The organism is Sinomonas halotolerans (assembly GCF_039615075.1).
GTDB lineage: Bacteria > Actinomycetota > Actinomycetes > Actinomycetales > Micrococcaceae > Sinomonas > Sinomonas halotolerans.
The window spans coordinates 1-23,947 of sequence record NZ_JBDFRB010000009.1 but is presented as its reverse complement, the minus strand read 5'-3'; the positions used below and the strand labels follow the sequence as shown (position 1 = coordinate 23,947).

General features: G+C 71.8%; 19 protein-coding genes. 5 read left to right on the top strand and 14 right to left on the bottom strand.

Annotated features, from left to right (window positions below):
• Positions 1-4 precede the first annotated feature (4 nt).
• The gene (locus ABCQ75_RS11025; protein ID WP_427916090.1) at positions 5-1,045 is read right to left on the bottom strand and encodes a PhoH family protein; all 1,041 of its coding nucleotides are present in this window, start codon (positions 1,043-1,045) and stop codon (positions 5-7) included.
• A 374-nt stretch (positions 1,046-1,419) separates the two neighbouring features.
• On the opposite strand from ABCQ75_RS11025, the gene ABCQ75_RS11020 reads away from it, so the two are divergent.
• On the top strand, positions 1,420-2,373 hold the full coding sequence (locus ABCQ75_RS11020; RefSeq protein ID WP_345885422.1) for a GerMN domain-containing protein: 954 nt from the start codon (positions 1,420-1,422) through the stop codon (positions 2,371-2,373).
• A gap of 39 nt (positions 2,374-2,412) precedes the next feature.
• Here ABCQ75_RS11020 and ABCQ75_RS11015 read toward each other — a convergent pair whose 3' ends face one another.
• From ABCQ75_RS11015 to hrcA, 3 genes are read right to left on the bottom strand one after another with little or no spacing between them, the layout of a single operon-like run.
• Positions 2,413-3,225: a 16S rRNA (uracil(1498)-N(3))-methyltransferase gene (locus tag ABCQ75_RS11015; protein WP_345885421.1), complete on the bottom strand. Its 813-nt coding sequence runs from the start codon at positions 3,223-3,225 to the stop codon at positions 2,413-2,415.
• A 1-nt stretch (position 3,226) separates the two neighbouring features.
• Positions 3,227-4,354, bottom strand: coding sequence for a molecular chaperone DnaJ (gene dnaJ, locus ABCQ75_RS11010; protein ID WP_345885420.1), 1,128 nt, complete (start codon positions 4,352-4,354; stop codon positions 3,227-3,229).
• A gap of 13 nt (positions 4,355-4,367) precedes the next feature.
• On the bottom strand, positions 4,368-5,384 hold the full coding sequence (gene hrcA / locus ABCQ75_RS11005) for a heat-inducible transcriptional repressor HrcA (protein ID WP_345885419.1): 1,017 nt from the start codon (positions 5,382-5,384) through the stop codon (positions 4,368-4,370).
• A gap of 186 nt (positions 5,385-5,570) precedes the next feature.
• Here hrcA and ABCQ75_RS11000 point away from each other — a divergent pair, with 186 nt between their 5' ends.
• Together ABCQ75_RS11000 and ABCQ75_RS10995 are read left to right on the top strand one after the other, a co-directional pair.
• The gene (locus ABCQ75_RS11000; RefSeq protein ID WP_345885418.1) at positions 5,571-6,422 is read left to right on the top strand and encodes a DUF3097 family protein; all 852 of its coding nucleotides are present in this window, start codon (positions 5,571-5,573) and stop codon (positions 6,420-6,422) included.
• A 91-nt stretch (positions 6,423-6,513) separates the two neighbouring features.
• A complete protein-coding gene (locus tag ABCQ75_RS10995) occupies positions 6,514-6,918 on the top strand; it encodes a DUF4870 domain-containing protein (RefSeq protein ID WP_345885417.1) in 405 nt (134 codons plus the stop codon).
• A gap of 34 nt (positions 6,919-6,952) precedes the next feature.
• On the opposite strand, the gene hemW is transcribed toward ABCQ75_RS10995, so the two are convergent.
• Both hemW and lepA read right to left on the bottom strand, forming a co-directional pair.
• Positions 6,953-8,203: a radical SAM family heme chaperone HemW gene (gene hemW / locus ABCQ75_RS10990; RefSeq protein ID WP_345885416.1), complete on the bottom strand. Its 1,251-nt coding sequence runs from the start codon at positions 8,201-8,203 to the stop codon at positions 6,953-6,955.
• Positions 8,204-8,242: 39 nt separating this feature from the next.
• Positions 8,243-10,099: a translation elongation factor 4 gene (gene lepA, locus ABCQ75_RS10985; RefSeq protein ID WP_345885415.1), complete on the bottom strand. Its 1,857-nt coding sequence runs from the start codon at positions 10,097-10,099 to the stop codon at positions 8,243-8,245.
• 127 nt (positions 10,100-10,226) lie between these two features.
• Here lepA and ABCQ75_RS10980 point away from each other — a divergent pair, with 127 nt between their 5' ends.
• Positions 10,227-10,742 carry a type II toxin-antitoxin system PemK/MazF family toxin gene (locus ABCQ75_RS10980; RefSeq protein ID WP_427916087.1) on the top strand — a complete coding sequence of 172 codons (516 nt, stop codon included), beginning with the start codon at positions 10,227-10,229 and terminating at the stop codon, positions 10,740-10,742.
• Between the two features lie 166 nt (positions 10,743-10,908).
• The gene (gene rpsT / locus ABCQ75_RS10975) at positions 10,909-11,169 is read left to right on the top strand and encodes a 30S ribosomal protein S20 (RefSeq protein WP_345885414.1); all 261 of its coding nucleotides are present in this window, start codon (positions 10,909-10,911) and stop codon (positions 11,167-11,169) included.
• A gap of 83 nt (positions 11,170-11,252) precedes the next feature.
• Here rpsT and holA read toward each other — a convergent pair whose 3' ends face one another.
• The 8 genes from holA to ABCQ75_RS10935 all read right to left on the bottom strand — a co-directional run.
• Entirely contained in the window at positions 11,253-12,281 is a 1,029-nt protein-coding gene (gene holA, locus ABCQ75_RS10970; protein WP_345885413.1) for a DNA polymerase III subunit delta, read from the bottom strand.
• A 126-nt stretch (positions 12,282-12,407) separates the two neighbouring features.
• Positions 12,408-15,185: a ComEC/Rec2 family competence protein gene (locus ABCQ75_RS10965; RefSeq protein ID WP_345885412.1), complete on the bottom strand. Its 2,778-nt coding sequence runs from the start codon at positions 15,183-15,185 to the stop codon at positions 12,408-12,410.
• Positions 15,182-16,090 (bottom strand): helix-hairpin-helix domain-containing protein, encoded by a 909-nt coding sequence (locus ABCQ75_RS10960; protein WP_345885411.1) that lies wholly within the window; start codon positions 16,088-16,090, stop codon positions 15,182-15,184. Before ABCQ75_RS10960 ends, ABCQ75_RS10965 begins: the two co-directional genes overlap by 4 nt.
• Before the next feature lie 66 nt (positions 16,091-16,156).
• Positions 16,157-17,044, bottom strand: coding sequence for a DegV family protein (locus ABCQ75_RS10955; RefSeq protein ID WP_345885410.1), 888 nt, complete (start codon positions 17,042-17,044; stop codon positions 16,157-16,159).
• A gap of 138 nt (positions 17,045-17,182) precedes the next feature.
• Positions 17,183-19,738, bottom strand: a complete 2,556-nt coding sequence (gene leuS / locus ABCQ75_RS10950) for a leucine--tRNA ligase (protein WP_427916089.1) — start codon at positions 19,736-19,738, stop codon at positions 17,183-17,185.
• 205 nt (positions 19,739-19,943) lie between these two features.
• The gene (gene glpK / locus ABCQ75_RS10945; protein ID WP_345885409.1) at positions 19,944-21,482 is read right to left on the bottom strand and encodes a glycerol kinase GlpK; all 1,539 of its coding nucleotides are present in this window, start codon (positions 21,480-21,482) and stop codon (positions 19,944-19,946) included.
• 59 nt (positions 21,483-21,541) lie between these two features.
• Positions 21,542-22,294 (bottom strand): MIP/aquaporin family protein, encoded by a 753-nt coding sequence (locus ABCQ75_RS10940; RefSeq protein ID WP_345885408.1) that lies wholly within the window; start codon positions 22,292-22,294, stop codon positions 21,542-21,544.
• 66 nt (positions 22,295-22,360) lie between these two features.
• The coding region (locus ABCQ75_RS10935; protein ID WP_345885407.1) for a glycerol-3-phosphate dehydrogenase/oxidase at positions 22,361-23,947 on the bottom strand (1,587 nt) is incomplete at its 5' end.

Here is a 23,947-nt window from a genome sequence, read left to right as displayed (position 1 = left end):
CAGCTTAGCCCTCGGCCCCGGCAGCAGCGCCGGACTCCCGTGGCGCCGCCCCAGCAGCGTGCGCGCCGTCGGACGACGGCGGGGTCCCCCGTCCGGCAGCGCGGCTGCGCCGCCGCTCCTGCTGGGCGCGCTCGCGGCTGTCCCACCGCCCGTACGCGTCGACGATGTCGCCGACGAGCCGGTGCCGCACGACGTCGGACGCGTCGAGGACCGAGAAGGAGACGTCCTCGACCCCCTCGAGGATCTCCTGCACGACCCGGAGCCCGGACGACGTCCCGGACGGCAGGTCCACCTGGGTGATGTCCCCCGTGACCACCATCTTGGAGCCGAAGCCGAGCCTCGTGAGGAACATCTTCATCTGCTCGGGCGTCGTGTTCTGGGCCTCGTCGAGGATGATGAACGCGTCGTTGAGCGTACGGCCGCGCATGTACGCGAGGGGCGCCACCTCGATCGTCCCCGCTGCCATGAGACGCGGGATCGACTCGGGGTCCATCATGTCGTGGAGCGCGTCGTAGAGGGGCCTCAGGTAGGGGTCGATCTTGTCGTTGAGGGTGCCGGGGAGGAATCCGAGGCGTTCCCCGGCCTCGACGGCCGGACGCGTGAGGAGGATGCGGCTGACGTCCTTGTGCTGCAGCGCCTGCACCGCCTTCGCCACGGCGAGGTAGGTCTTCCCTGTGCCCGCGGGCCCGATCCCGAAGATGACCGTGTTCGCATCGATCGCGTCCACGTAGTCCTTCTGGTTGGCGGTCTTGGGGCGGATGGTGCGCCCGCGGCTCGAGAGGATGTTGTGGGTCAGGACGTCCGCCGGGTTCGCGACGGTCTCCGTCCGCAGCATGGACACGAGCTGGGTGAGCGAAGCCGGGGTGACTGGCGTGCCCCGCCCCGCCAGGGCCGTCATCTCCTCGAACAGCCGCCGGATCCGCGGAGCCTCGGCGGGCGGGCCCACGATGGTCAGCTCGTTCCCCCGCGCGTGGATCGACACCGAAGGGAACTGCTGCTCGACGAAGCGGAGCGCCTCGTCGTGGGGGCCGAGGATCCTCACCATCTCGTCGCTGGAGCCGAAGCGCAGCACCTCGGTGCGTGCGGCGGGTGTGGTGTGCGGGAATTCCGCTGTCACGGGCGGTCGCTCTCCTTTTCCTGCCGGCGCCTGCCGGCGTGACCTTCATCGTACTGCTGCACGCCCCGCACCGCGCTTCCAGAAGCAGTGCAGTCCCAGCACAGGCAACTTCCCCGGACCGCCGAGAGGGCCAACGTATCAATCCAGCATCACTTGGGGAACGGTTGCAGCAACAGCGCCTCCGGCGCCTCGAGGGTGTGCAAAGCTGGTTCGTGCTGTCGGGGCGCTCGGCCCGAGGACGCCGGCCCGTCCCCGACCTACGACAGCATCAGGACTCCACGAGAGGACACTGCGGAGTGACCATGGGCACACGCGCGCGGCGGCGAGCCGCCGGGACGGCACGCCGCCGTGCCGGTGCATCCCTCGCAGCTGCGGTGCTCGCGGCACTCCTCGTCGCCTCGTGCGCCGCGCCCGGGAAGCCCGTGCCGACTGCGGCAGCGGGCGCCACCGGGGCCGGCGCCGGGGCCACGCAGTCGCCGGCACCGCTCGAGACATCGCAGACCTCCGCCAAGAGCCCCGTCTACTGGCTGGGCCGGTCCCGTGACGGCGTCTTCCTCTACCGCGAGTTCCGCGAGGCGGAGAGCGACGACAACCCGGTGGTCAAGGCGCTGCGGATCATGATGGACGACAAACCGCTCGATCCGGACTACTTCTCCCCGTGGCAGAAGCCCAAGAAGCTCGCCGCCTCGGTCTCGGGAACGAACATCATCACGGTTGACGTCTCGAAGGACGCCTTCAGCACGAATGTGGACGAGCGCACCGCGCAGCTCGCGGTGCAGCAGCTGGTGTACACGGCGACGGCCGCGGCGGCCACCGCAGGGCTCGTGGACACGTCCCAGACGATCTCGGTCATGCTCCTCGTGGACGGGCGCACTTCGCAGCTCGCGTTCGAGCGCGTCCAGCTCGGGCAGGCCATGCAGCGCGACGTCTCGATGGCGGCCCGGGCCTGGATCATCGATCCGCAGGAGGGCGCGGCGCTCGCGGGCCAGCTCAAGGTCACCGGCCGCGTGGCAGGCCCCGAGGCCTCCATTGCATGGCAGGTGCTGCGCAAGGACGACACCGGCGCAGCCTCGGTCTACCTCTCGGGCACCGCCCAGCCCAGCCGCGAGACGGGCCGTGCCGGCGAGTTCCGGTTCGCCGTGAACCTCGAGGACGGCGACTACGCGGTCCGCATCCTCCCGTCAGCGGACGCCTCTGCCCCGGCCGACTCGGGCGGCACGGAGTGGGACTCGAAGTCCTTCCGGATCGGCGACTGAGCACACGCTCCACCCTCGCCGGCACCGGCCAGCAAGGGGTCAGCTCGGCTCGGCAGTGCGTCCCGGCCAGCGGCCCAGCCTGTCCCCCGCGAGGGCCAACGCTGCGGGACCGGCAGTCGAGGACCTGAGCACATGGGGCCCCAGGAGCGCCGTGACCGCCCCCGCCTCGGTGAACCGTGCGATCTCCGCGGGGCTGATCCCCCCTTCGGGCCCGACGACGAAGAGCACCTCATCCTCCCGGCCCCGGGCCTCGCCCCCGTCTCCCCCGTGGCGGTGTGCGATGAGGCTGTCCAGGACGCGTGAGAGCGGCTCGACGGCCTCCTCGTGGAGCACGACGGCGAGGCGCGCCGAGGAGATCCGGCGTGCGAGGCCAGCGCTGTCGAGCGCAGCCTCCACCGCCGGGACAGTCGCCCGGCGCGACTGCTTCGCCGCGGCGAAGACCACCGCGCGCCATTTCGCGAGCGACTTCTCGGCCTTCTCGGCCTTCCACCGCACGATCGAGCGCTCCGCCTGCCACGGCACCACGGCGTCGACTCCGAGCTCCGTGGCCGTCTCCGCGGCGAGTTCGTCCCGGTCCCCCTTCGCGAGGGCCTGGACGAGGACGAGGCGGAAGGGCTGGCGGGGCTCGCGGACCACGCTCTCGAGGACGACCACGAGCTCCGACCCCTCGGCCTGCTCGACCTGCCCCGCGGCCCGCACGCCCGCGCCGTCGGCGAGGTCTACGCCCTCGCCTGGCCCGAGGCGGCGCACCGTCGCGGCGTGACGTCCCTCGGATCCGGCAACTGTCACGCGCTCCCCCGGCGCCGCGCCGTCGAGCGTGCCTGCGGGGACGTAGAAGAGCGGCCGGGACATGTCAGAGATTGCCCAGCTTGTCGCGAAGCTTCGCGAAGACGCCGCCGCTGCCCACGAGCTTGCCCTCGCCCACGTGCTCGCCGCGGAGCTTTGCGAACTGTCGGAGCAGCTCCTCCTGCTCGGGGTCCAGACGGGTGGGCGTCTCGACCTTGACCGTCACGAGCAGGTCGCCGCGTCCGCCGCCGCGCAGCCGCGCCGCGCCCAGGCCCGGGAGCGTCACGACGTCCCCGGACTGGGTCCCCGGCCGCAGGGTGATGCCCTGCTCGCCGTCGAACGTCTCGAGCGTCATCTCGGAACCGAGCGCGGCGGCAGTCATGGGCACGCTGAGGGTCGCGTGCAGATGGTCGCCCTCGCGGGTGAACATCGCGTGCGGCGCCACGCGGATCTCGACGTAGAGGTCCCCCGGCGGGCCACCGGCGGTGCCCGCCTCGCCCTGGCCGGAGAGCTGGATCCGGGTGCCCGTGGAGACGCCCGCCGGGATCTTCACCGTGAGCGTGCGCCGGCTGCGCACGCGGCCCTCGCCGCTGCACTCGTGGCACGGGCTCGGGATCTCGGTGCCGAACCCCTGGCACGAGGGGCAGGCGGCCGTCGTCATGACCTGGCCGAGGATCGAGCGGACGGCCCGCTGGACGTGGCCGCTGCCGCCGCACACGGTACAGCGCACCGGCTCCGTGCCGGGCTCGCAGCACGAGCCCTCGCAGCGCTCGCACGTCACCGCGGTGTCGACCTCGAGCTTCTTGTTGACGCCGAAGACGGCGTCCTTGAGCTCGATCCGCACGGCGATGAGCGCGTCCTGGCCCCGGCGCACGCGGGAGGCGGGCCCGGCCTGGCCGCCGGCACCGCCGAAGAACGTCTCGAAGATGTCCTGGAACGCGAAGCCGGCGCCGTTGTAGGATCCGCCGAACCCGTTGTCCGTGCCGTTCTCGTTGCCGGTCATGTCGTAGACGCGCCGCTTCTGCGGGTCGGAGAGGACCTCGAAGGCGTGCGTGACCGCCTTGAACTGCTCCGCGGCCTCCTCCCCCGGGTTCACGTCGGGGTGGAGCTTGCGGGCCAGCTTCCGGTAGGCCTTCTTGATCTCCTCAGCGCTCGCGTCAGACGGAACGCCCAGGGTTTCGTAGTGGCTGCTCACAGTCTTCTTTCTCTCAGCTTCCAGCGAGGATCTTGGACAGGTAGCGGGCTACGGCGCGCACAGCGGCCATCGTGGCCGGGTAGTCCATGCGGGTCGGCCCGAGGACGCCGATCTTCGGCCCGTCCCCGAGCCCGTAGCCCGTGGCGACGACGGAGGTCTCGGCCAGGCCGTCGTAGGAGTTCTCGCGGCCGATCCGCACGGCCACGCCGCGCGGGTCACCGGCCATCTCCGACAGGAGGCGCAGGAGCACGACCTGCTCCTCGAGGGCCTCGAGGACCGGCGAGATGCTCTGGAGGAAGTCGCCCGTGGACCGGGCCAGGTACGCGGTCCCGGCCATGACCATGCGCTCTTCGCGGCTCGACGCGGCCAGGAGCACGAGGCCTCGCGCGAGCTCGGCCCCCAGCGGCTGCTCGCCGGGTGGGAGGAGGCCCACCACGGCGGCGAGCGTCTCGTCCAGCAGTGCCACGGGCGTGCCCGCCGCGGCCGAGAGCAGCCTGTCCCTCAGGACGGCGAGCCGGTCCCGGTCCACGTCCTCGGGCACTGCGTGCACGCGCTGCTCCACACTCCCGGAGTCGGCGATGAGCACGAGCAGCACCTGGCGGGGCGCGAGGGACACGGCCTCGATGTGCCGCACCCGGGCCCGCCCGAGCTGTGGATACTGCACCACGGCCACCTGGTTGGTGAGCTGCGAGAGGAGCCTCACGGTGCGCTCGAGGACGTCGTCGAGGTCGTCGGCGCCGTCGAGGAGGGTGTGGATCGCGCGCTTCTCGGCGGCGGAGAGCGGGCGGACGTCGGCGAGGTGGTCCACGAAGACGCGGTACCCCTTGTCGGTCGGCACGCGGCCGGCGCTCGTGTGCGGGGCCGCGATGAGCCCCTCGTCCTCGAGCGCGGCCATGTCGTTGCGGATCGTCGCGCTCGAGACGCCCAGACGGTGCCGGTCCACGAGCGCCTTCGAGCCGACGGGCTCGCGGAAGTGCACGTAGTCCTCGACGATTGCCCGCAGCACCTCGAGCTTGCGCGGCTCGTTCATTCCTTCACCCCTCCAGCGTTAGCACTCCCTGGGACCAAGTGCCAAGTCTATTATGCCCGCCCCCGGCGCGCTGGCGGCTGCACAACAGCCGGTGCACGCCGCCTGCACGGCCGACGCCGGGCACTCGCCTAGCATGGGAGGGCCCGGCGCCGGCCGGGCTGACGGACACGAAGAGAGGCCGAGCACGTGGAGCATTCACCCTTCGACACGTGGGGGCCCGTGAGCCTCTCCGCCCCGGCCAAGCGCGAGCTCCCCACCGTGCCGGCAGAGATCGGCCTCGTCCTCGAGGACGCCGAGTCCGGCTGGGTGGGCGCCGTGACCCGGATCGAGAAGTCCGGCGGGATGCACGTCATGAGCCTCGAGGACCGCCGGGGCCGCACGCGCTCGTTCCAACTCGGCTTCGGGTTCCTCGTGGACGGCCGGCCCGTGCGCGTGGGCCCGCCCGCACTGCCCTCCGCGCCCGCCGCACCGGCCCGCACCGCCTCCGGCTCCGTGCGCGTCGAGGGCCAGCGGGCCCAGGTGGCCAAGGCCAGCCGCGTGTGGGTCGAGGGGAAGCACGACGCCGAACTCGTGGAGAAGGTGTGGGGTGACGACCTGCGCGTGGAGGGCATCGTCGTCGAGCCCCTCCACGGCGTAGACGACCTCGCCGCCGCCATCGCCGACTTCGGCCCGGGCCCGGACCGGAAGCTCGGCGTCCTCGTGGACCACCTCGTCGAGGGGTCCAAGGAGTCCCGCATCGCCGCGGCAGCCATGGCCGCGCCCGGCGCCGCGGGCAATGTCCTGATCGTGGGGCATCCCTACGTGGACGTCTGGCAGGCCATCAGGCCCTCCGTCCTCGGCATCCCCGCCTGGCCCTCGGTACCGCGGGGCACCGACTGGAAGACCGGCGTCGTCGCGGCGTTCGGCTGGCCGCACGAGACCGCCGAGGACCTGGGCCTCGCGTGGCAGAGGCTCCTCGGAAGGGTGCGCACGTACGCGGACCTCGAGCCCGCGCTGCTCGGGCGTGTCGAGGAGGTCATCGACTTCCTCACGGCCTGACGGCCGCGCCTCCGCTATCCTTGGAGTGCTCTCGGGCCGCCACCCGCGGCCCATCCGAGCATGAAGCACCGACACACAGGCAAGGAACCCAGTGGCCGAGTACCCGCAGGACCCCCGCAACGGCGAGAGCGAATACCACGGAATCCCGGCGCGGGCGCTGCCGCTCACTTCCTCAGAGGACCGGCAGTGGGCGACCCTCGCGCACTTCGGGGGCATCCTCGGCTGCGTGCCCTCGCTCCTGATCTACCTCGTGTTCAAGGACCGGGGGCCCTTCACGGCCCAGGAGTCCAAAGAGGCCCTCAACTTCACGCTGCCGCCCACGGCCGCGGCGATCGTGTTCAACGTCCTCGCCCTCATTCCGGTGGTCGGCAACGTCTTCGCCGTCTTCGCGACCGTCATCTGGCTCGCCCTCACGGTCTTCTCCGTGATCGCAGGCGTCCAGGTGAACCGCGGCCAGCCGTACCGGTACCAGTACAACCTCCGGCTCATCCAGTAGCCGGCCCACCCGAGGTCGCAGAGCGGCGCCAGCGCTATGGGAGCACGCGGCGCACCACGGCGTCCGCGAGGAGCCGTCCGCGAAGCGTGAGCACGAGCCGCCCGGCCAAAGCGTGCTTCCCCTCGACGAGGCCGTCCGCGATGAGCCCCGCGACAGCAGCGCGCCCCTGGGGCTCGAGCTCGGCCACGGGAAGCCCCTCGGCGAGCCGGATCCCGAGGAGGACGCGCTCGATCCGGCGCGTGTCGGCGTCGAGCGTCTCACGTCCCGCAGCCGGCGAGGCGCCCGCGGCGAGCCTGCCCGCGTAGGCCGTGGGGTGCTTGACGTTCCACCAGCGCACGCCGCCCACGTGGGAGTGCGCGCCGGGGCCGATCCCCCACCAGTCCCCGCCGTGCCAGTATGCGAGGTTGTGGCGGCACGCATACCGCGCTCCCCCGCCGCCGCCGTCCTCGGTGCGGCGGGCCCAGTTGCTCACCTCGTACCACGAGAAGCCCGCCTCGGCGAGGACCGCATCGGCGAGCTCGTACTTCTCGGCGTGGTCGTCGTCGTCGACCGGGGGGACCTCGCCGCGGCGGATCTGCGCGGCGAGGCGCGTGCCCTCCTCGACGATGAGCGCGTAGGCGCTCACGTGGTCAGGCCCACAGGCGAGGGCCGCCTCCAGAGAGGCCCTCCAGTCCTCCATGCTCTCGCCAGGCGTGCCGTAGATGAGGTCCAGGCTGACGTCGAGGCCCGCTTCGCGCGCCCACCGGACGGCATCCGGGACGCGGCTCGGGGTATGCGTCCGGTCGAGGACCGCCAGGACGTGCGGCACGGCGGACTGCATGCCGAAGGAGACGCGCGTGAAACCGGCCTCTGCGAGCACGTGGAGGGACTCTGGGGTGACGGAGTCCGGGTTCGCCTCCGTGGTGACCTCCGCCCCCGGCGCGAGGCCCCATGCGTCCACAGCCGCGTCCAGGATCGAGGCGAGGTCCGCCGCAGGCAGGAGCGTGGGCGTCCCACCGCCGAAGAACACCGTGGACAGGGGCCGCCTCGCCACCCCGGAGGCCTCGAGCGCAGCCGCGGCGAACCGAACCTCCTCCACCGCGGTCGAAGCATACGCCGCCTGGGAGGCGCCGCCGCCGAGCTCGGTCGCCGTGTAGGTGTTGAAGTCGCAGTACCCGCACCGCACGGCGCAGAACGGAATGTGCGCGTACAGGGAGAAGCTCCGTTCCGAGGCGCCGTCGGCCGCCTGGGCCGGGAGCACGCCGTCGGCCGGGGCAGGATCGCCGAGCGGCAGGGCGCTGGGCACTAGGCCACCACCCTGCCGGCTGCCGGAGGGACGCGCACGCTACTTCTTCGCCTTGTCCTTGCCGGACTCGTCGGTCGTGAGCGCGGCGATGAAGGCCTCCTGCGGGACCTCCACGCGGCCCACCATCTTCATGCGCTTCTTGCCTTCCTTCTGCTTCTCGAGCAGCTTGCGCTTGCGCGTGATGTCGCCGCCGTAGCACTTGGCCAGGACGTCCTTGCGGATGGCACGGATGTTCTCGCGGGCGATGATGCGCGAGCCGATCGCGGCCTGGATCGGCACCTCGAACTGCTGGCGCGGGATGAGCTCACGCAGCTTGGCGGTCATCATGGTCCCGTAGGCGTACGCCTTGTCCCGGTGCGTGATGGCGCTGAACGCGTCCACCTGCTCGCCCTGGAGGAGGATGTCCACCTTGACGAGGTCGGCGGCCTGCTCGCCGTCGGCCTTCCAGTCCAGCGAGGCGTAGCCGCGCGTCTTGGACTTGAGCTGGTCGAAGAAGTCGAACACGATCTCCGCGAGCGGAATCCAGTAGCGCAGCTCCACGCGGTCCTCGGAGAGGTAGTCCATGCCCTTCATCTGGCCGCGGCGGCCCTGGCAGAGCTCCATGATGGCGCCGACGAACTCGTTGGGGGCGAGGATCGTCGCAGACACCATGGGCTCGCGGACCTCCTTGACCTTGCCCGTGGGGAACTCGCTCGGGTTCGTCACCGTCACGACCGACTTGTCCTCGAGCGTGACGTCGTAGATGACGTTGGGGGCCGTCGAGATGAGGTCGAGGTTGAACTCGCGCTCGAGGCGCTCGCGGACGATCTCGAGGTGGAGCAGGCCGAGGAAGCCGACGCGGAAGCCGAAGCCGAGCGCCGCGGAGGTCTCCGGCTCGTAGACGAGCGCGGCGTCGTTGAGCTTGAGCTTGTCCAGGGCGTCGCGCAGGTCCGGGTAGTCGGAGCCGTCGAGCGGGTACAGGCCTGAGAAGACCATCGGCTTCGGGTCCTGGTAGCCGCCGAGGGACTCGGCCGCGGGCTTGGAGAGGTTCGTGATGGTGTCGCCGACCTTGGACTGGCGCACGTCCTTGACGCCCGTGATGAGGTAGCCCACCTCGCCCACGCCGAGCCCCTTGGACGGGATCGGCTCCGGGGAGATGACGCCGATCTCGAGCAGTTCGTGGCTCGCCTTCGTGGACATCATCTGGATGCGCTCGCGGGGGCTGAGGGAGCCGTCGACGACGCGCACATAGGTCACGACGCCGCGGTAGGTGTCGTACACGGAGTCGAAGATCATGGCCCGGGCCGGCGCGGCGGCGTCGCCCACGGGGGCGGGGATGTCCGCGACGATGCGGTCCAGCAGCCCTTCGACGCCCACGCCGGTCTTGCCGGAGACCTTGAGCACGTCCGCCGGGTCGCCGCCGATGAGGTTCGCGAGCTCCTCGGCGTACTTCTCGGGCTGCGCGGCGGGCAGGTCGATCTTGTTCAGGACGGGGATGATCGTGAGGTCGTTCTCCATCGCGAGGTACAGGTTCGCGAGGGTCTGCGCCTCGATGCCCTGCGCGGCATCGACGAGCAGGACGGCGCCCTCGCACGCGGCGAGGGAGCGGGACACCTCGTACGTGAAGTCCACGTGCCCGGGGGTGTCGATCATGTTCAGCGCGTAAGCCGTCCCGTCGACCTCCCAGGGCATGCGCACAGCCTGGGACTTGATCGTGATGCCGCGCTCCCGCTCGATGTCCATGCGGTCCAGGTACTGGGCCTTCATGTCCCGGGGCTGGACGACGCCCGTGAACTGCAGCATGCGGTCGGCGAGGGTGGACTTGCCGTGGTCGATGTGCGCAATGATGCAGAAGTTGCGGATGATCGACGGATCCGTCGCGGCAGGCACCGGTGCGGTGCGGGCCATGGGAGACACGCTGTACGTCCTCACTGTCCGAGAGCTGGCGGGAACTTGCTGACTTCCCAGTGTCCCATGGATCTGGCCCTCCCACGGCTCCGTCTGGCTTCGGCACCCGCGCGAGACCGGAGCTAGGCTAGGGCGCGTGCCGCCCAACGCCCTCTTCCGCGCCCTCGGCGTCCTCCGCGCCGCCCTCCTCCCCCGCCGCACGACGCCGGCCGCTCCGGGGACGCTGTCCGCGCCGCCGCTGCCCGCACGGCAGTCGGGCTACGCAGGGGACTTCACGGGCGCGGCCGCGGTCGAGTACCGGCCGGACCCGGACGGGCAGCCTGATCCCGGCGAGATCGTGTGGACGTGGGTCCCGTACGAGGAGGACCACTCGCGGGGCAAGGACCGGCCTGTGCTCATCGTCGGACGCGACGGCCCGCGGCTGCTGGCCCTCATGCTCACGAGCCGGGACCACGACGGCGGTCCGGGCGCGGACGACTACGTCGACATCGGGGTCGGCGCCTGGGACCACCGCCGCCGGCCGAGCGAGGTCCGGCTCGACCGCATCCTGCGGATCGACCCTGCTGCCGTCCGGCGTGAAGGCGCGGTCCTCTCCCGCCCGCAGTTCGAGCTCGTCGCGGGCAGCCTGCGGACACGGCACGGCTGGCACTGAGAGCCTGCCCGCAGGACCGCCGGGGGATGCTAAGATCTAGTGCTGTGTGTCCGTGCAGGTCGACGGGCACTGAAGGCCGGCTGCCATAGGCATCCCCACGCCGCTCAGTCGATGGCCGGCCCGAAAGCCCTCTAGACCCTGTTGGCTTAACAAGAGAGTTCCGTACGTGGCAAACATCAAGTCCCAGAAGAAGCGCATTCTCACCAACGAGAAGGCCCGCCAGCGCAACATGGCGGTGAAGTCCGAGCTCAAGACGGCGATCCGCGCGGTCCTGGCGGCCGTCGGCGCCGGCGACAAGGACGCTGCGTCCTCCGCTCTGGCCCGCGCGAGCAAGAAGCTCGACAAGGCCGTGAGCAAGGGCGTCATCCACAAGAACCAGGCCGCGAACCGCAAGTCGGGCATCGCGAAGAAGGTCGGCGCGCTCTGAGCTGAGCTCAGCGCACGTGCAGCCGGGGCCGGCATCCGTGAAGGATGCCGGCCCCGGCTTTTCCTGTGTCGGCTCCTCCTGCGTCAGCGGGCCCGGGCAGCGGCGCTCACCGTGGCGAGTGCGCGCTCGACGGCGTACGCAGGGTCCCGTGCGAGGCCCTTCACCTGCGCATCGGCCTCGGCGACGGCACGGATCGCGGCTGCGAGGCTCTGCGGCGTCCAGCCCCTGATGTCCCTCTGGGCCTGCTCGACGAGCCAGGGCTGCATGCCCAGTTCCCGGGCCACTGCCTGCGCCGATCCCCGGGCGCCGGCGACGCGGGCGAGGGTGCGGAGCTTCGACGCGATGGCAGCGACCATCGGCACGGGGTCGACTCCGGTCTCGAGGGCGTGGCGGAAGGCCGAGAGCGCCCGGACGGAGTCGCCCGCCAGCGCGGCGTCGGCCACCTTGAAGGCGGTGGCCTCGACCCTGCCGCCGAAGTACTTCTCGACCAGCGCGGCATCCACGGCGGACGTGGCGTCGAGCTGGAGCTGCGAGCACGCCGCAGCCAGTTCCGCGAGGCTGCTGCCGACCGCCGCCACGAGGGCGTCTACCGCCTCGCGCTCGATCCTGCGACCCGAGCCTTTGAACTCGGCGATGACGAAGGCGGCCTTGTCAGCGTCCTTCTTGAGCGGCTGGCAGTCCACGACGGGCGCGGACGTGGCCTTGACCGCGTCGAGGAGCTTCTTTCCCCTTGTCCCCCCGCCGTGCCGGAGGACGAGCACCACCTCGTCCGATGGGGACCCCAGGTAGGAGAGGGCGTCCCGCAGGAACTCCTCCGACATCGACTCGAGCCCGTGCACCTCGATGAGCTTGCGCTCTCCGAAGAGGGAGGGCGAGGCCGCGAGCACGAGCTCCCCGGCCGTGTAGGCGGCCGCGTCGAAGCGGGCGAGCTCGAGTCCGGGATCGGCCGCCCTCGCCTGAGCACGCACCGAGTCCATGGCACGCGAGGCAAGGTAGTCTTCGGGGCCGAGCACCAGGACGATCGGGGCGGGGCCGACGGAGCGCCAGTCCACTGTCCCGGCGGAGGCAGTTCCGGTACTGCGGGAGCGCCCGCCGCGGGCGGCCGGGCTCATGCCGCGCCCAGGCAGGTCGGGAAAGGGCTGGTCACGTGTCTACCTTGCCACGACACGTGCGCTTCGGGGCAATCGCAGCCCACGGTGCTGCTCCCGTCGCGCCGCCTGCGAGTGCTCCCCGGCCAGTCATCCGGACGACCACTCGACGCTGCCTTCGGCGAACCGCAGCTGGATCCGCCCCGAGAGGTCAGTGCGCAGAACCTCGGACCCCTGAGCCGCAAGGGCATCGAGGATTTCCGCGTGGGGGTGGCCGTAATCGTTGCCGCGGCCCGAGGAGATGAGCGCGACGGGGGGATCCAGGGCGCGGACGATCGCCGTCCCCCCGTTGCGGGCGCCATGGTGCGCCAGCTTGAGGGCCGCCGGCGGGTCCCGGACCAGAGAGGGTTCGCGGGCCAGGAGCCGCGCCGCGCCGTCCTCCTCGAGGTCTCCCGTGAGCAGCAGCGGTTGGCCCCTGAGGCCTGCCCAGCCGATCCGCAGGACGAGGCTCGCACCGTTCTGCTCGTCCGGGTCCGCGGCGCGCTGCCCGCTCCCCGGTCGGGCCGGCGGCCAGAGGACCGTCCAGTTCGCCGAGCCGGCAGTGCCGGCGGAGCCGGCCGCGGCGCTCTCGACCGACGTGCCTGAGCGTTCGAGGACGTCGCGGAGGGCCGCGGGGGGCCGGCCCGCCGCAGCGGAGACGAGCACGCGCCGCACCATCCGTCCCTCGAACACTCCGGCAGTCCCCCCGTAGTGGTCCGCGTGGAAGTGTGTGATCGCGTAGGCCTCGACGGTCCTGACTCCCAGCCCGTCAAGGCACGCATCCATGAGGGCCGGGTCCTTCCCGCTGTCCACCACCACCGCCGCGCCCTGACCGGCGCTGAGCACGATCCCATCGCCCTGCCCCACGTCGCACATGGTCACGTGCCAGTCGCGGAGGGACACCGCCGAGACCGCCGAGCGCACGGCAACGGCCAAGGCGGCGGCGAGGAGCAGCACCGCGCCCGCCGCGACGGCCCGTCGGCCCGGACCGCGCCCCCAGTCTGAAAGTGCCCCGCCGCGCGGGCTCCCGGGGCCGATGCTGCCCCCGCGGCCGCCGGCGCGCTTTCCGCCGCTGAGGGCAGCGGCAATGGCGTGGACGGCCATGGCCGCCCATGCGCGGCCCGCGGGGACGAGGGCCGTCCACAGCAGGAGCGCGTTCACTGCCGAACAGGCCGCCATCGACCCCATCCCGGCGGCGCCCTCCGGCCACGGGAGCATGGCGCCCGGAGCCCCGGCCGCAAGCCGGGCTATGGCGGCAATGGGGTGCGCGGCGGCGCCAGCCACCGCGGACGCTGCCATGGCCACGGGCGGACACCAGGCGGCGAAGGCCAGTGCCAGGGTGCCCGCCACCGTGACAGGCGCAACGAACGGCGCGGAAAGCATGTTCGCCGCCAGCGAGTAGGTGAGGAAGGCCGGCTGGATGGCGACGAGCAGGGGACCGCACAGGAGCTGCGCCGAGAGCGGCACAGCGATGGCGAGCGCAAGCCAAGGGGGCAGCCTCCTCGCGAGGGCCTCGGCGATCGGGGGCCCGAGCAGTGCGATCCCCAGCGTCGCCGCCACGGACAGGAGCATCCCCATGCTCGCGGCCAGCGGCGGATCCAGGGCGATCACGGCGAGCACCGCCGCGGCGAGCGCGGAGCAGCTGCGCGAGGCCCTGCCGGTCGAGAGCGCCACGAGGCCCACCGCTCCCATACTGGCAGCGCGCGCGACGCTGGCCTCGGCGCCGACCGTGGCCACGAAGGCGGCAAGCGCCGTGGCGCACGCCGCGAGGGCCAGCCATCGGGGCGCGCGCAGGGATCTCGCGATGAGCAGCACTGTACCGAGGAGGATGGTGAAGTTCGCTCCGCTCACAGCGGTGAGGTGGCCGAGTCCGGCCGTCCGCATGGCGGATTCGAGATCCGCCGAGAGCGCTCCCGTGTCCCCGGCCGCCATCCCCGGAACGAGTCCGGCGGCGTCCGCCGCCAGCCAGGACGACGCAGCGCGGAGTGCAGCGCGTGCGTCCCCCGCGGCGGCAGTCGGCCCCGCCCCGCGCTCGAGTACGCGTGGGGACGCCGAGAGGCTGATGAGCACCCGGCCTCCCGGAGCATTTGGAGGCACGGCTTCCCCCGAGACGAGCAGTCTCTGTCCCGGACGGAGCCTGCCGACCTCCGGCCCCCCGGCGAGCAGCACGCGGGCTCGGGCGGCATACTCGAGCCCCCGGTCGGCAGCGCGGACCATGCGCGCCTCCACGAGGAATCTCGGTCCCCGGGCGTACGGCCCTGCGAGCCGCTGCGGACGCGGGTCGTCCATGACGTCCACCACTGCCCGGGTCTGCCCGCCTTCGGAGAGGAGCGTCCCAGCAGGGCCTGCGACCTCGCTGGCCCAGTGCGACGCGGAGGCCGCGAGGCCCCAGGCGAGGGCAGCGAGCACCGCGGTGCCGAGGAGCAGTCCAGGGCGGAGGGTACGGGCGGCCCTGCGGAGCAGCGCGACAGCAATGAGCGCGGCGCCTGACACAGCGAGCGCACCAGCGGCCGCGAGGACCAGCCGTGCCCCGTCCGACGGCGGCACTCCCGCAGCCTTCGCTGCCCACGCGGCCGCGGGGGGACCGAGCGCCGCTCCAGCCCATGCCGCCGCAGCGAGGGGCACGAGGCGCAGGTCCCTCCACCTCGATGCCCTGACCGGTCCGGGCGTGTCCGGGACAGACCAGAGCGATCCGGCCCACGCCCGCGCGAGGGCGGCGGGAGCCTGAGCGGGAGACGGCGTGCCGGCAGGCACATCGCGGGCCGCCGCCGCCCGGTACCGGTCCCATGCGGTCCGTCCGCGGGAACTGCCGGCGGGGGCTTCCTCCGCGTGGACCTTCCGGGCGCGGGCGTCTCCGGCGCGCTCGTTCTGCGCCTTCCCGGCGCTCATACGGTCACAAGGGGCAGGAGCGACTCGAGCATCTTGGGCCCGACCCCCTCGACCGCGTCGATGTCCTCGGGAGCGGTGAAGCGGCCGTGTGCTGCGCGGTAGTCCACGATGCGCTGCGCCAGGACGGGGCCCACCCGCGGGAGCGACGTGAGCTCCTCTGCAGTTGCGGTGTTGAGGTTGACCTTCGCGCCCCCAGCGCCGGACGCGGCCCCCGTGGTTCCCCCGGGCTGCCCCGAGGAGACGAGGGCACCGGCACCCGGATCCTCCTCTGCCTCCTCGCCCTTCTGGGGGACATGGATGCGGGCGCCGTCCACGAGCACTGCGGCGAGGTTGAGCCGGTGGACATCGGCTCCCGGCTGCGCCCCGCCCGCCGCAGCCACCGCATCCTGGACGCGCGAACCCTCGTCCAGCCTGTACACGCCGGGCCTGCGCACCGCGCCGACCACATGGACCGCGATCTCGGTGCCCCGCCGGTCTGGGGCTGCTGTGGCCTCCGCGCCGTCTGGAGCAGCTTCGGAGTGCGCGGCGCCCCCCGGCTCGTGGCCCGCCGTTCCTTCCGCGCGCCCGTCCGTCCGCACCGTGGACACGGCGGGCGAGGCCGAGCCCGCGGACCACCACCATGCCGCCGCGCACGCGGCGGCAAGCACCGTGACGACGACTGCCGCCCGGAGCGACAGGACGAGACGGCGGCCCGTCGGAGCGGTCGGGTGACCGCCGTAGTCCCGGTCGGACGGCCCGCGGTCCCTGGGCTCCGCGCCCGACGGCTCGGGCTCCTCCCTGTCCGCAGGGGTCAGGACGGGCAGGAGCGCCGTGTCATCGGCACGGGCCGAGGCGGGGAAGAAGTCCTCGAGCCGGTGCCGCGGCGTGCTCCCGGCGGCTCCCAACCGCTGCCCAGTCCATCCCATGGGACCACGGTTGCACGGCGCACACCCCGCGGGGCCTGCCAGCGGTCCCTATGTGGACGGACACGCTCAAGCCGTGGCTGTGGAGGACATGTCCCCTGCCACGACCACGGCCAGCACGCCGAGCCCCGTGTGAGCCGCGAGAACGGCCGGGAGCTCGGAGAGGACCACCCGGCCGGGGCCGATGCCGAGCTCCTCGGAAAGGTCCGCCGCAAAACGCTCCGCCTCGGTCCGGTTGCCGAAGTAGTGCACCGCCACCTCGGGTTCTGCGAGGCCCCGCGCATGTTCCACGGCAAGCTCTCGCAGTCGCTGGACCGCCCTGGCCGCGGTCCGCACCCGCTCGAGGGGGACAATGAGCCCCGCACGCAGGGCCAGGATCGGCTTGATCGCCAGCATCGTGCCCACAAACGAGGCCGCGGCGCCGATGCGGCCGCCGCGACGCAGCTGCTCGAGGCTCGGAACGTAGAACAGGACCTCTGACGAGCCGAGCCGCGCCGTCGCCGCGGTCCGCACCGCAGCGAGGTCCCCGCCGTCGGCCGCCTCCGTGACCGCATCGCGCACCGCGAATCCCAGTGCCATCCCCGCCGACCTCGAGTCCACGACCTCCACGCTGATCCCGACGCGCTCGGCAGCGAGCGAGGCGGCGTCGGCAGTGCCGGAGAGGCCCCCCGACAGGTGGACTGACACGACGCCCTCGAAGCCCTCTTCCTCGAAACGGCGGTACACCCGTTCGAACTGGCCCGGGGCGGGGCGGGACGTGCGCACCGCGCTGCCCGCCGCGAGCGCGAGCGCGAGCGCGGTGTCGACGTCGGCACCGTCAGTGAAGATCTCGTCCCCGGCCAGGACCGGCAGGGCCACCGAGGCGAACGCGCCCGTCGCGGCGAACTCCTCGGCCCACGTCGGGGGGAGGCCGGCCGCCGAGTCGGTCACCACGGCAATCCGGGGACGGCGTCGCACCCCCGTAGGCTGGGGTGCGACGCCGGGGCGCCAGCGCTGCCAGCCGCGCACGAGCCACCCGAGGGCCGCGCCCTCAGGCGCCCCTCCCCCGGGCGGCCGCCGCCCCGGCCCCGCCCCCTCAGCCATCGCCACGGGACATCACGCAGGGACGATGTTGACCAGCTTGGGGGCGCGGACGATCACGGTGCGCACGCCGCGCCCGTCCAGCGTCCTGGCCACCGCAGGCGAGGCCAGCGCGAGCTCCCGGAGCGCGTCCTCGCCGATGTCCGGCGCCACCTCGAGCCGGTCCCGCACCTTGCCCGCGACCTGGACGACCGCGGTGACCGTCTCCTCGACGAGCAGCGCCGGATCGTGCTCCGGCCAAGCGGCGTTGGACACCGACGGGGCGTGGCCCAGAGAGGCCCAGAGGTCCTCGGCCGTGTACGGCGCGAAGAGGCTCAGGATCACGGCGATGGCCTCGACGGCCTCGCGCACGGCGGGATCCGCGCCGCCCGCACCGGAGTCGATGACTTTCCGCGTCGCATTCGTGAGCTCCATGGCCTTGGCCACGACGACGTTGAACTTGTGCGCCTCGACCAGCTCGGACGCCTCCGCGAGGGTGCGGTGCGTGGCGGACCGCAGCGGGCGGTCGCCGCCGGCCGGGTCCGTCCCCGGGGCGCTCGTGACGTCCCGTCCGAGCCGCCACGCACGGGCGAGGAACTTCGCCGACGCGGCCGGTGAGACGTCGGCCCAGTCGATGTCGTCCTCGGGTGGGGAGGCGAACACCATCGTCAGCCGCACGGCGTCGACCCCGAACCGGTCGAGCTGCTCGCCCAGGTCCACGCCGTTGCCGAGGGACTTGCTCATGGCCTTGCCGCCGTTGAGGACCTGGCCCTGGTTCATGAGCGAGGCGAACGGCTCGTCGGCGTCGATGAGGCCGAGGTCCTTGATGACCTTGGTGAAGAACCGGCTGTAGAGCAGGTGGAGGATCGCGTGCTCCACGCCGCCCACGTACTGCGCCACCGGCATCCACCGCTTCGCGGCCTCGGGATCGAAGGGGCCTTCGGTGTAGTCCGGCGAGAGGTAGCGCAGGTAGTACCAGGACGAGTCGACGAAGGTGTCCATCGTGTCCGTGTCCCGCCGCGCGTCGCCGCCGCAGGAGGGGCACGCCACGTTGACCCACTCGGCCACGGCGGCGAGGGGCGAGGTGCCCTTGGGGGCCAGCTGCTCGCCGCGCAGGTCGTCCGGCAGCCGCACGGGCAGCTGGTCGTCCGGCACGGGGACCTCGCCGCACTCGGCGCAGTGGATGATCGGGATGGGCGCGCCCCAGAAGCGCTGCCGGGAGAGCAGCCAGTCGCGCAGGCGGTAGTTGACCGTGTGCCGTCCGGTGCCGGCGGCCTCGACGAGTTCAATGGCCTTCGCGATGCCCTCGCCCTTGGAGAGCCCGTCGAGCGGGCCGGAGTTGACCAGAGTCCCCTCCCCGGCGGTCGCGACGCCGGTCTCGGCCGGGTCGTCCTCGCCCGTGTCGAGCACCGCACGGACCGGCAGGCCGAAGGCGCGTGCGAAGTCCAGGTCGCGCTGGTCGTGCGCCGGGACCGCCATGATCGCGCCCGTGCCGTACTCGGCGAGGACGTAGTCGGCGGCCCACACGGGCAGGCGCTCGCCGTTGAGCGGGTTCACCGCATAGCGGCCGAGGAACACGCCGGTCTTCTCACGGTCCGTGTTCTGCCGCTCGATCTCGGAGAGGTTCTTCACCCGGTCCTGGTACTCGGCGAGCTCCTGCGCCTGGGCCGGGGCGACGAGCTCCGTCGCGAGCGGGGCGTCCGCCGCGACCACGAAGAACGTGGCCCCGTAGAGCGTGTCCGGCCGGGTGGTGAAGACGGTGACGTCGCGCTCCGGCAGCGCACCGGTGCCGCCGGCTGCATCCTCGGCGCCTCCGGCTGCCTCGATCCGGAAGTGCACGTGCGCGCCCTCCGAGCGGCCGATCCAGTTGCGCTGCATCGCGAGGACCCTCTCGGGCCAGTGGCCCTCGAGCTCAGCCATGTCGTCGAGGAGACGCTCGGCGTAGTCGGTGATCTTGAAGTACCACTGGTTGAGGGCCTTCTTCGTCACCGGGGTGCCGCAGCGCTCGCACGCGCCGTTGACGACCTGCTCGTTGGCCAGCACCGTCTGGTCCTTGGGGCACCAGTTGACCGGATGGTCCTTGCGGTAGGCGAGACCGCGCTCGTAGAAGCGCAGGAAGAGCCACTGGGTCCACCGGTAGTACTCGGGGTCGGAGGTGTGCAGGCGGCGCGACCAGTCCAGGCTCAGCCCGTACCGCTTGAACGAGGCAGCCTGGGTCTCGATGTTCGCGTACGTCCACTCGGAAGGGTGCGCGTTGCGCTTGATCGCGGCGTTCTCGGCCGGCAGGCCGAAGGAGTCCCAGCCGATCGGGTGCAGGACGTCATAGCCCTTGAGGCGCCAGTAGCGCGCCACGACGTCCCCCATCGCGAAGGCCTCGGCGTGGCCCATGTGCAGGTCGCCCGAGGGGTAGGGGAACATGTCGAGGACGTACCGGCGCTCGCGGCTGCCGTCGTCGGCGGGCGTGAACACGCCCAGCTCGTCCCACACCGCCGGCCACTTGGCCTCGATCGCAGCGAAGCTGTACGCGTTCTCCGCCTGCTCTGCGGCCAGGGCAGTGCCCTGTGCCCCATCCTGCTCTTCGCTCACCGTGATTCTCTCCACGTCTCCCGTTTCCTGGCGGCATCCGGTCCCTGACACACAAAAGCCCCTCGCGAAAGGAGGGGCGGCCGCTCGCTCGGCCCAGCGGGCCGCGAGCGGCTATCGAAGCAGGAGGATGCCGTGCATGCCAGTCATCCTACCGCAGGCGGCGCACGACGGCGGGAGGCCGCCGTGCGCCGCTGCTGCACGCGCGCTCTGGCTACTTCACGTCGGCGTCGACCCAGTCCATGGACTTCGTGACGGCCTTCTTCCACAGCCGAAGCTGGCGGTCGCGCTCGCCCTCGTCCATCGACGGGCTCCACCGCCGGTCCTCGCCCCAGTTGGCCGAGCACTCTCCGAGGTCCTTCCAGAAGCCCACCGCGAGGCCGGCCGCGTAGGCCGCGCCGAGGGCAGTCGTCTCGATGACCTTCGGCCGGACCACGTCCACGCCCAGGATGTCCGCTTGGAACTGCATGAGCGCATCGTTGGCGACCATGCCGCCGTCGACCTTGAGCTCGGCGAGGGGGACGCCCGAGTCCGCGTTGACGGCGTCGAGCACCTCACGCGTCTGGAAGGCCGTCGCCTCGAGCGCGGCGCGGGCGATGTGGCCCTTGTTGACGTAGCGGGTGAGGCCCACGATCGCGCCGCGCGCGTCGGCCCGCCAGTAGGGCGCGAACAGCCCCGAGAACGCGGGGACGATGTAGACGCCGCCGTTGTCCTCGACCGAGCGGGCGAGCTCCTCGACCTGCGGCGCACTCTGGATCATGCCCAAGTTGTCCCGCAGCCACTGGATGAGCGAGCCCGTCACGGCGATCGAACCCTCGAGCGCGTAGTGCGGCTTCGCGTCGCCGAGCTTGTAGCCCACCGTGGTGAGCAGCCCGTTCTTGGAGTGGACGATCTCCTCCCCCGTGTTGAAGATGAGGAAGCATCCGGTGCCGTAGGTGTTCTTGGCCTCGCCCGTGTCGAAGGCCGCCTGCCCGAACGTCGCGGCCTGCTGGTCGCCGAGGATGCCGGCGACCGGAACCTCGCGCAGGAGCTGGGAGCCGTGCACCGTGCCGTAGACCTCGGAGGATGACCGGATCTCAGGCATCATCGAGGCCGGCACCCCGAAGACGTCGAGGATCTCCTTGTCCCACGAAAGGGTCTCGAGGTCCATGAAGAGCGTCCGCGAGGCGTTCGTGACGTCCGTGACGTGCACGCCGCCGTCCGTGCCGCCGGTGAGGTTCCACAGGACCCACGCGTCCGTGTTGCCGAAGAGGAGGTCTCCGGCCTCGGCCTTGGCCCTCGCGCCCTCGACGTTGTCGAGGATCCACTTGATCTTGGTGCCCGAGAAGTAGGTTGCGAGAGGCAGCCCGACCTTCTCCTTGAAGCGCTCGACGCCGCCGTCGGCCGCGAGCCCGTCGACGATCGGCTGCGTGCGCGTGTCCTGCCAGACGATGGCGTTGTAGACGGCCTTGCCCGTGGTCCTGTCCCAGACCACAGCGGTCTCCCGCTGGTTGGTGATTCCGACTGCGGCGATATCGTGGCGGGTCAGGTTCCCCTTGGACAGGGCCTGGCCGATGACCTCACGGGTGTTGTCCCAGATCTCCTGGGGGTCGTGCTCGACCCAGCCGGCCTGCGGGAAGATCTGCTCGTGCTCGAGCTGGCCGGTCGAGACGATCGACCCCGAGTGGTCGAAGACGATCGCACGCGTGCTCGTGGTGCCCTGGTCGATGGCGATGACGTATCGGGCAGCGCTCTGCTGTGCCTGTTCGGACATTCATAGCTCCTTTGGAATGAGGTCCTGCGAACGGATAGTGGTTTCGGGTCGGTGGAGGATCAGCTGGCGACCGCGGCGAAGATGTCCGGAGTCACGCGGGCCACGAGCCCTGCGAGGCCGCCGCCCACGAGGGGGCCGACGATGGGCACCCACGAGTACGCCCAGTTGCTGCTGCCCTTGCCCCGGATCGGCAGGACGGCGTGGGCGATCCGGGGGCCGAGGTCGCGTGCCGGGTTGATGGCATAGCCGGTGGGACCGCCGAGGGACACGCCGATGCCGACGACGAGGAGGGCCACCGCGAGCGGGCCGAGGCCGGAAGGCGTCCCGCCGAACGAGAGGATCACGATGACGAGCACGAACGTGCCGATTACCTCGGTGACGACATTCCACCCTGTGCTCCGGATGGCGGGGCCGGTCGAGAAGGTCGCGAGCTTGTTCGCCGGATCCTCCTCGTGGTCGAAGTGCTGCTTGTAGGCCAGCCAGCACACGACGGCGCCGAGGAACGCGCCCACGAGCTCGCCCCCGAAATAGGTGAGGGTCGAGGCGGCATCGACCCGCACGCCCGGGGCGTACTCCTCCTTGCCGTTGAGGAGCAGGCCGAGAGTCACGGCCGGGTTGAGGTGCGCGCCGGACTTGGCTGCGATGAAGACGCCGGAGAAGACGGCGATGCCCCACCCCCAGGTCACCATGAGGAAGCCTCCTGCATTGCCCTTCGTGCCCCTGAGGGCCACATTGGCCACGACGCCGCAGCCCAACAGGGTGAGCATGCCGGTGCCGAGCACTTCGGACAGGAAGACGATCCCTAGAGACATCATTGACTCCTTGATTCGATGGGTCGCCCCGGGCCACCGTGGCCAAGGGCGAGTGGTTCTCGCGCCTCAGCCGATCAGCTGATCGACCTCGACGCGATGGCGGTCCGCCAGCGTCGCGGATGCGCGCTGGACCTCCCGCCGGGTCCGTTCGGCGTCCCAGCCGAGATGGGGCGCGAGGTGCTCGGCCACTTCCCGGACGAGCTCGCCCGAGAGGAGGCCGCGGAACGCGAGGGACGTCCTGCGGAGGAGGACGTCCTCCACATGGGCGACCTGCTCGTTCCGGGCCATCCAGGCGATCTCGCGGACGCTCAGCTCCTTGGTGCTCTGCAGCAGACTGTCCTCCCCTTCGCGGAGGAAGGCAATCACCTGTGAAGCGCGTGTTCCATATCTCGCGAGCAGGATCTCTGCGCGGTGGGCGTCGATGCCCGGGCCGGTGTGGGCCTTGAGCCAGGCCTGCACGCCTTCCTCGTCGGTGGGGAAGCCGCGGCCGCCGCCGATCGGCAGCTCCCCGGTGCCCACCGACCGGCCGTGTCCGAGCAGGGCCAGGACCTCGTCGGCCAGATGCTCGGACAGGGCCCGGAAGGTCGTCCACTTCCCGCCCACCAGGCTCAGCATCCCCTGGCCCGCCCCGCCCGGCAGCGCGGCCTTCTCGATCCGGTAGTCCCGCGAGACGAACCCCGGGGCGGTGTCGTCATGCCGCGGCAGCGGGCGCACCCCGGAGAAGGTGTAGACGATGCTCTCCCGGCCCACCCGGACCGACGGGAAGACGTGGCGGATGAGGTCGAAGAAGTACTCGATCTCCGCATCCGTGCACACCGGCTCGAGGTCCTCCCCGGCGTCGATGTCCGTCGTGCCCACCAGCACCCGGTCCCCGATCGGGTAGATCAGCACGATCCGCCCGTCGCTGTGCTCGAAGAAGATCTCCCGGCCCGCGCACGCCGCGAGGAGCTCCGGATGGTCCAGCACGATGTGCGAGCCCTTCGTCCCGCCCATGAACCGCGTCGGTGCCCCGAGGGCGCCGTTGGTGGCATCGACCCACGCCCCGGTGGTGTTCACCACCACCTCCGCGGCGAAGTCGAACTCCTCCCCGGTCAGCCCATCGCGCAGCCGCACCGCCGCGCCCTCGCCCGCCCCGGTGATGCCCACGGCCGAGACGTAGTTGCTCGCCCGGGCATGCGCACCGGCAGCGAGCCCGTCGCGCAGCACGTCCAGGGTCAGCCGCTCCGGATCGTGCACCGAGGCATCGAAGTACGTCGCGGTGTACTTCACATCCGGGCGCAGGGCCGGCAGCTCCGCCAGGGCCTTCCTCCGGCCCAGGAACCGGTGCCGGGGCACCGACCCGCCCTGACGGGAGAACAGGTCGTACAGGCTCAGGCCGATCTTGATCAGCACCGCCCCGCGCTCGCCCGGCCTGCCCGAGCGGTGGGTCAGGAACCGCAGCGGCGCGTTCAGGATGCCCGAGAACGTGGAGAACACCGGGATCGTGGTCTGCAGCGGCTTCACATAGTGCGGGGCGATCCGCAGCAGCCTGTTCCGCTCGACCACCGACTCGTGCACGAGCCGGAACTCCCCGTTCTCCAGATACCGGATCCCGCCATGGATCATGTGCGAGGACGCCCCCGAAGCACCCTGGCAGTAGTCACCGCGCTCCAC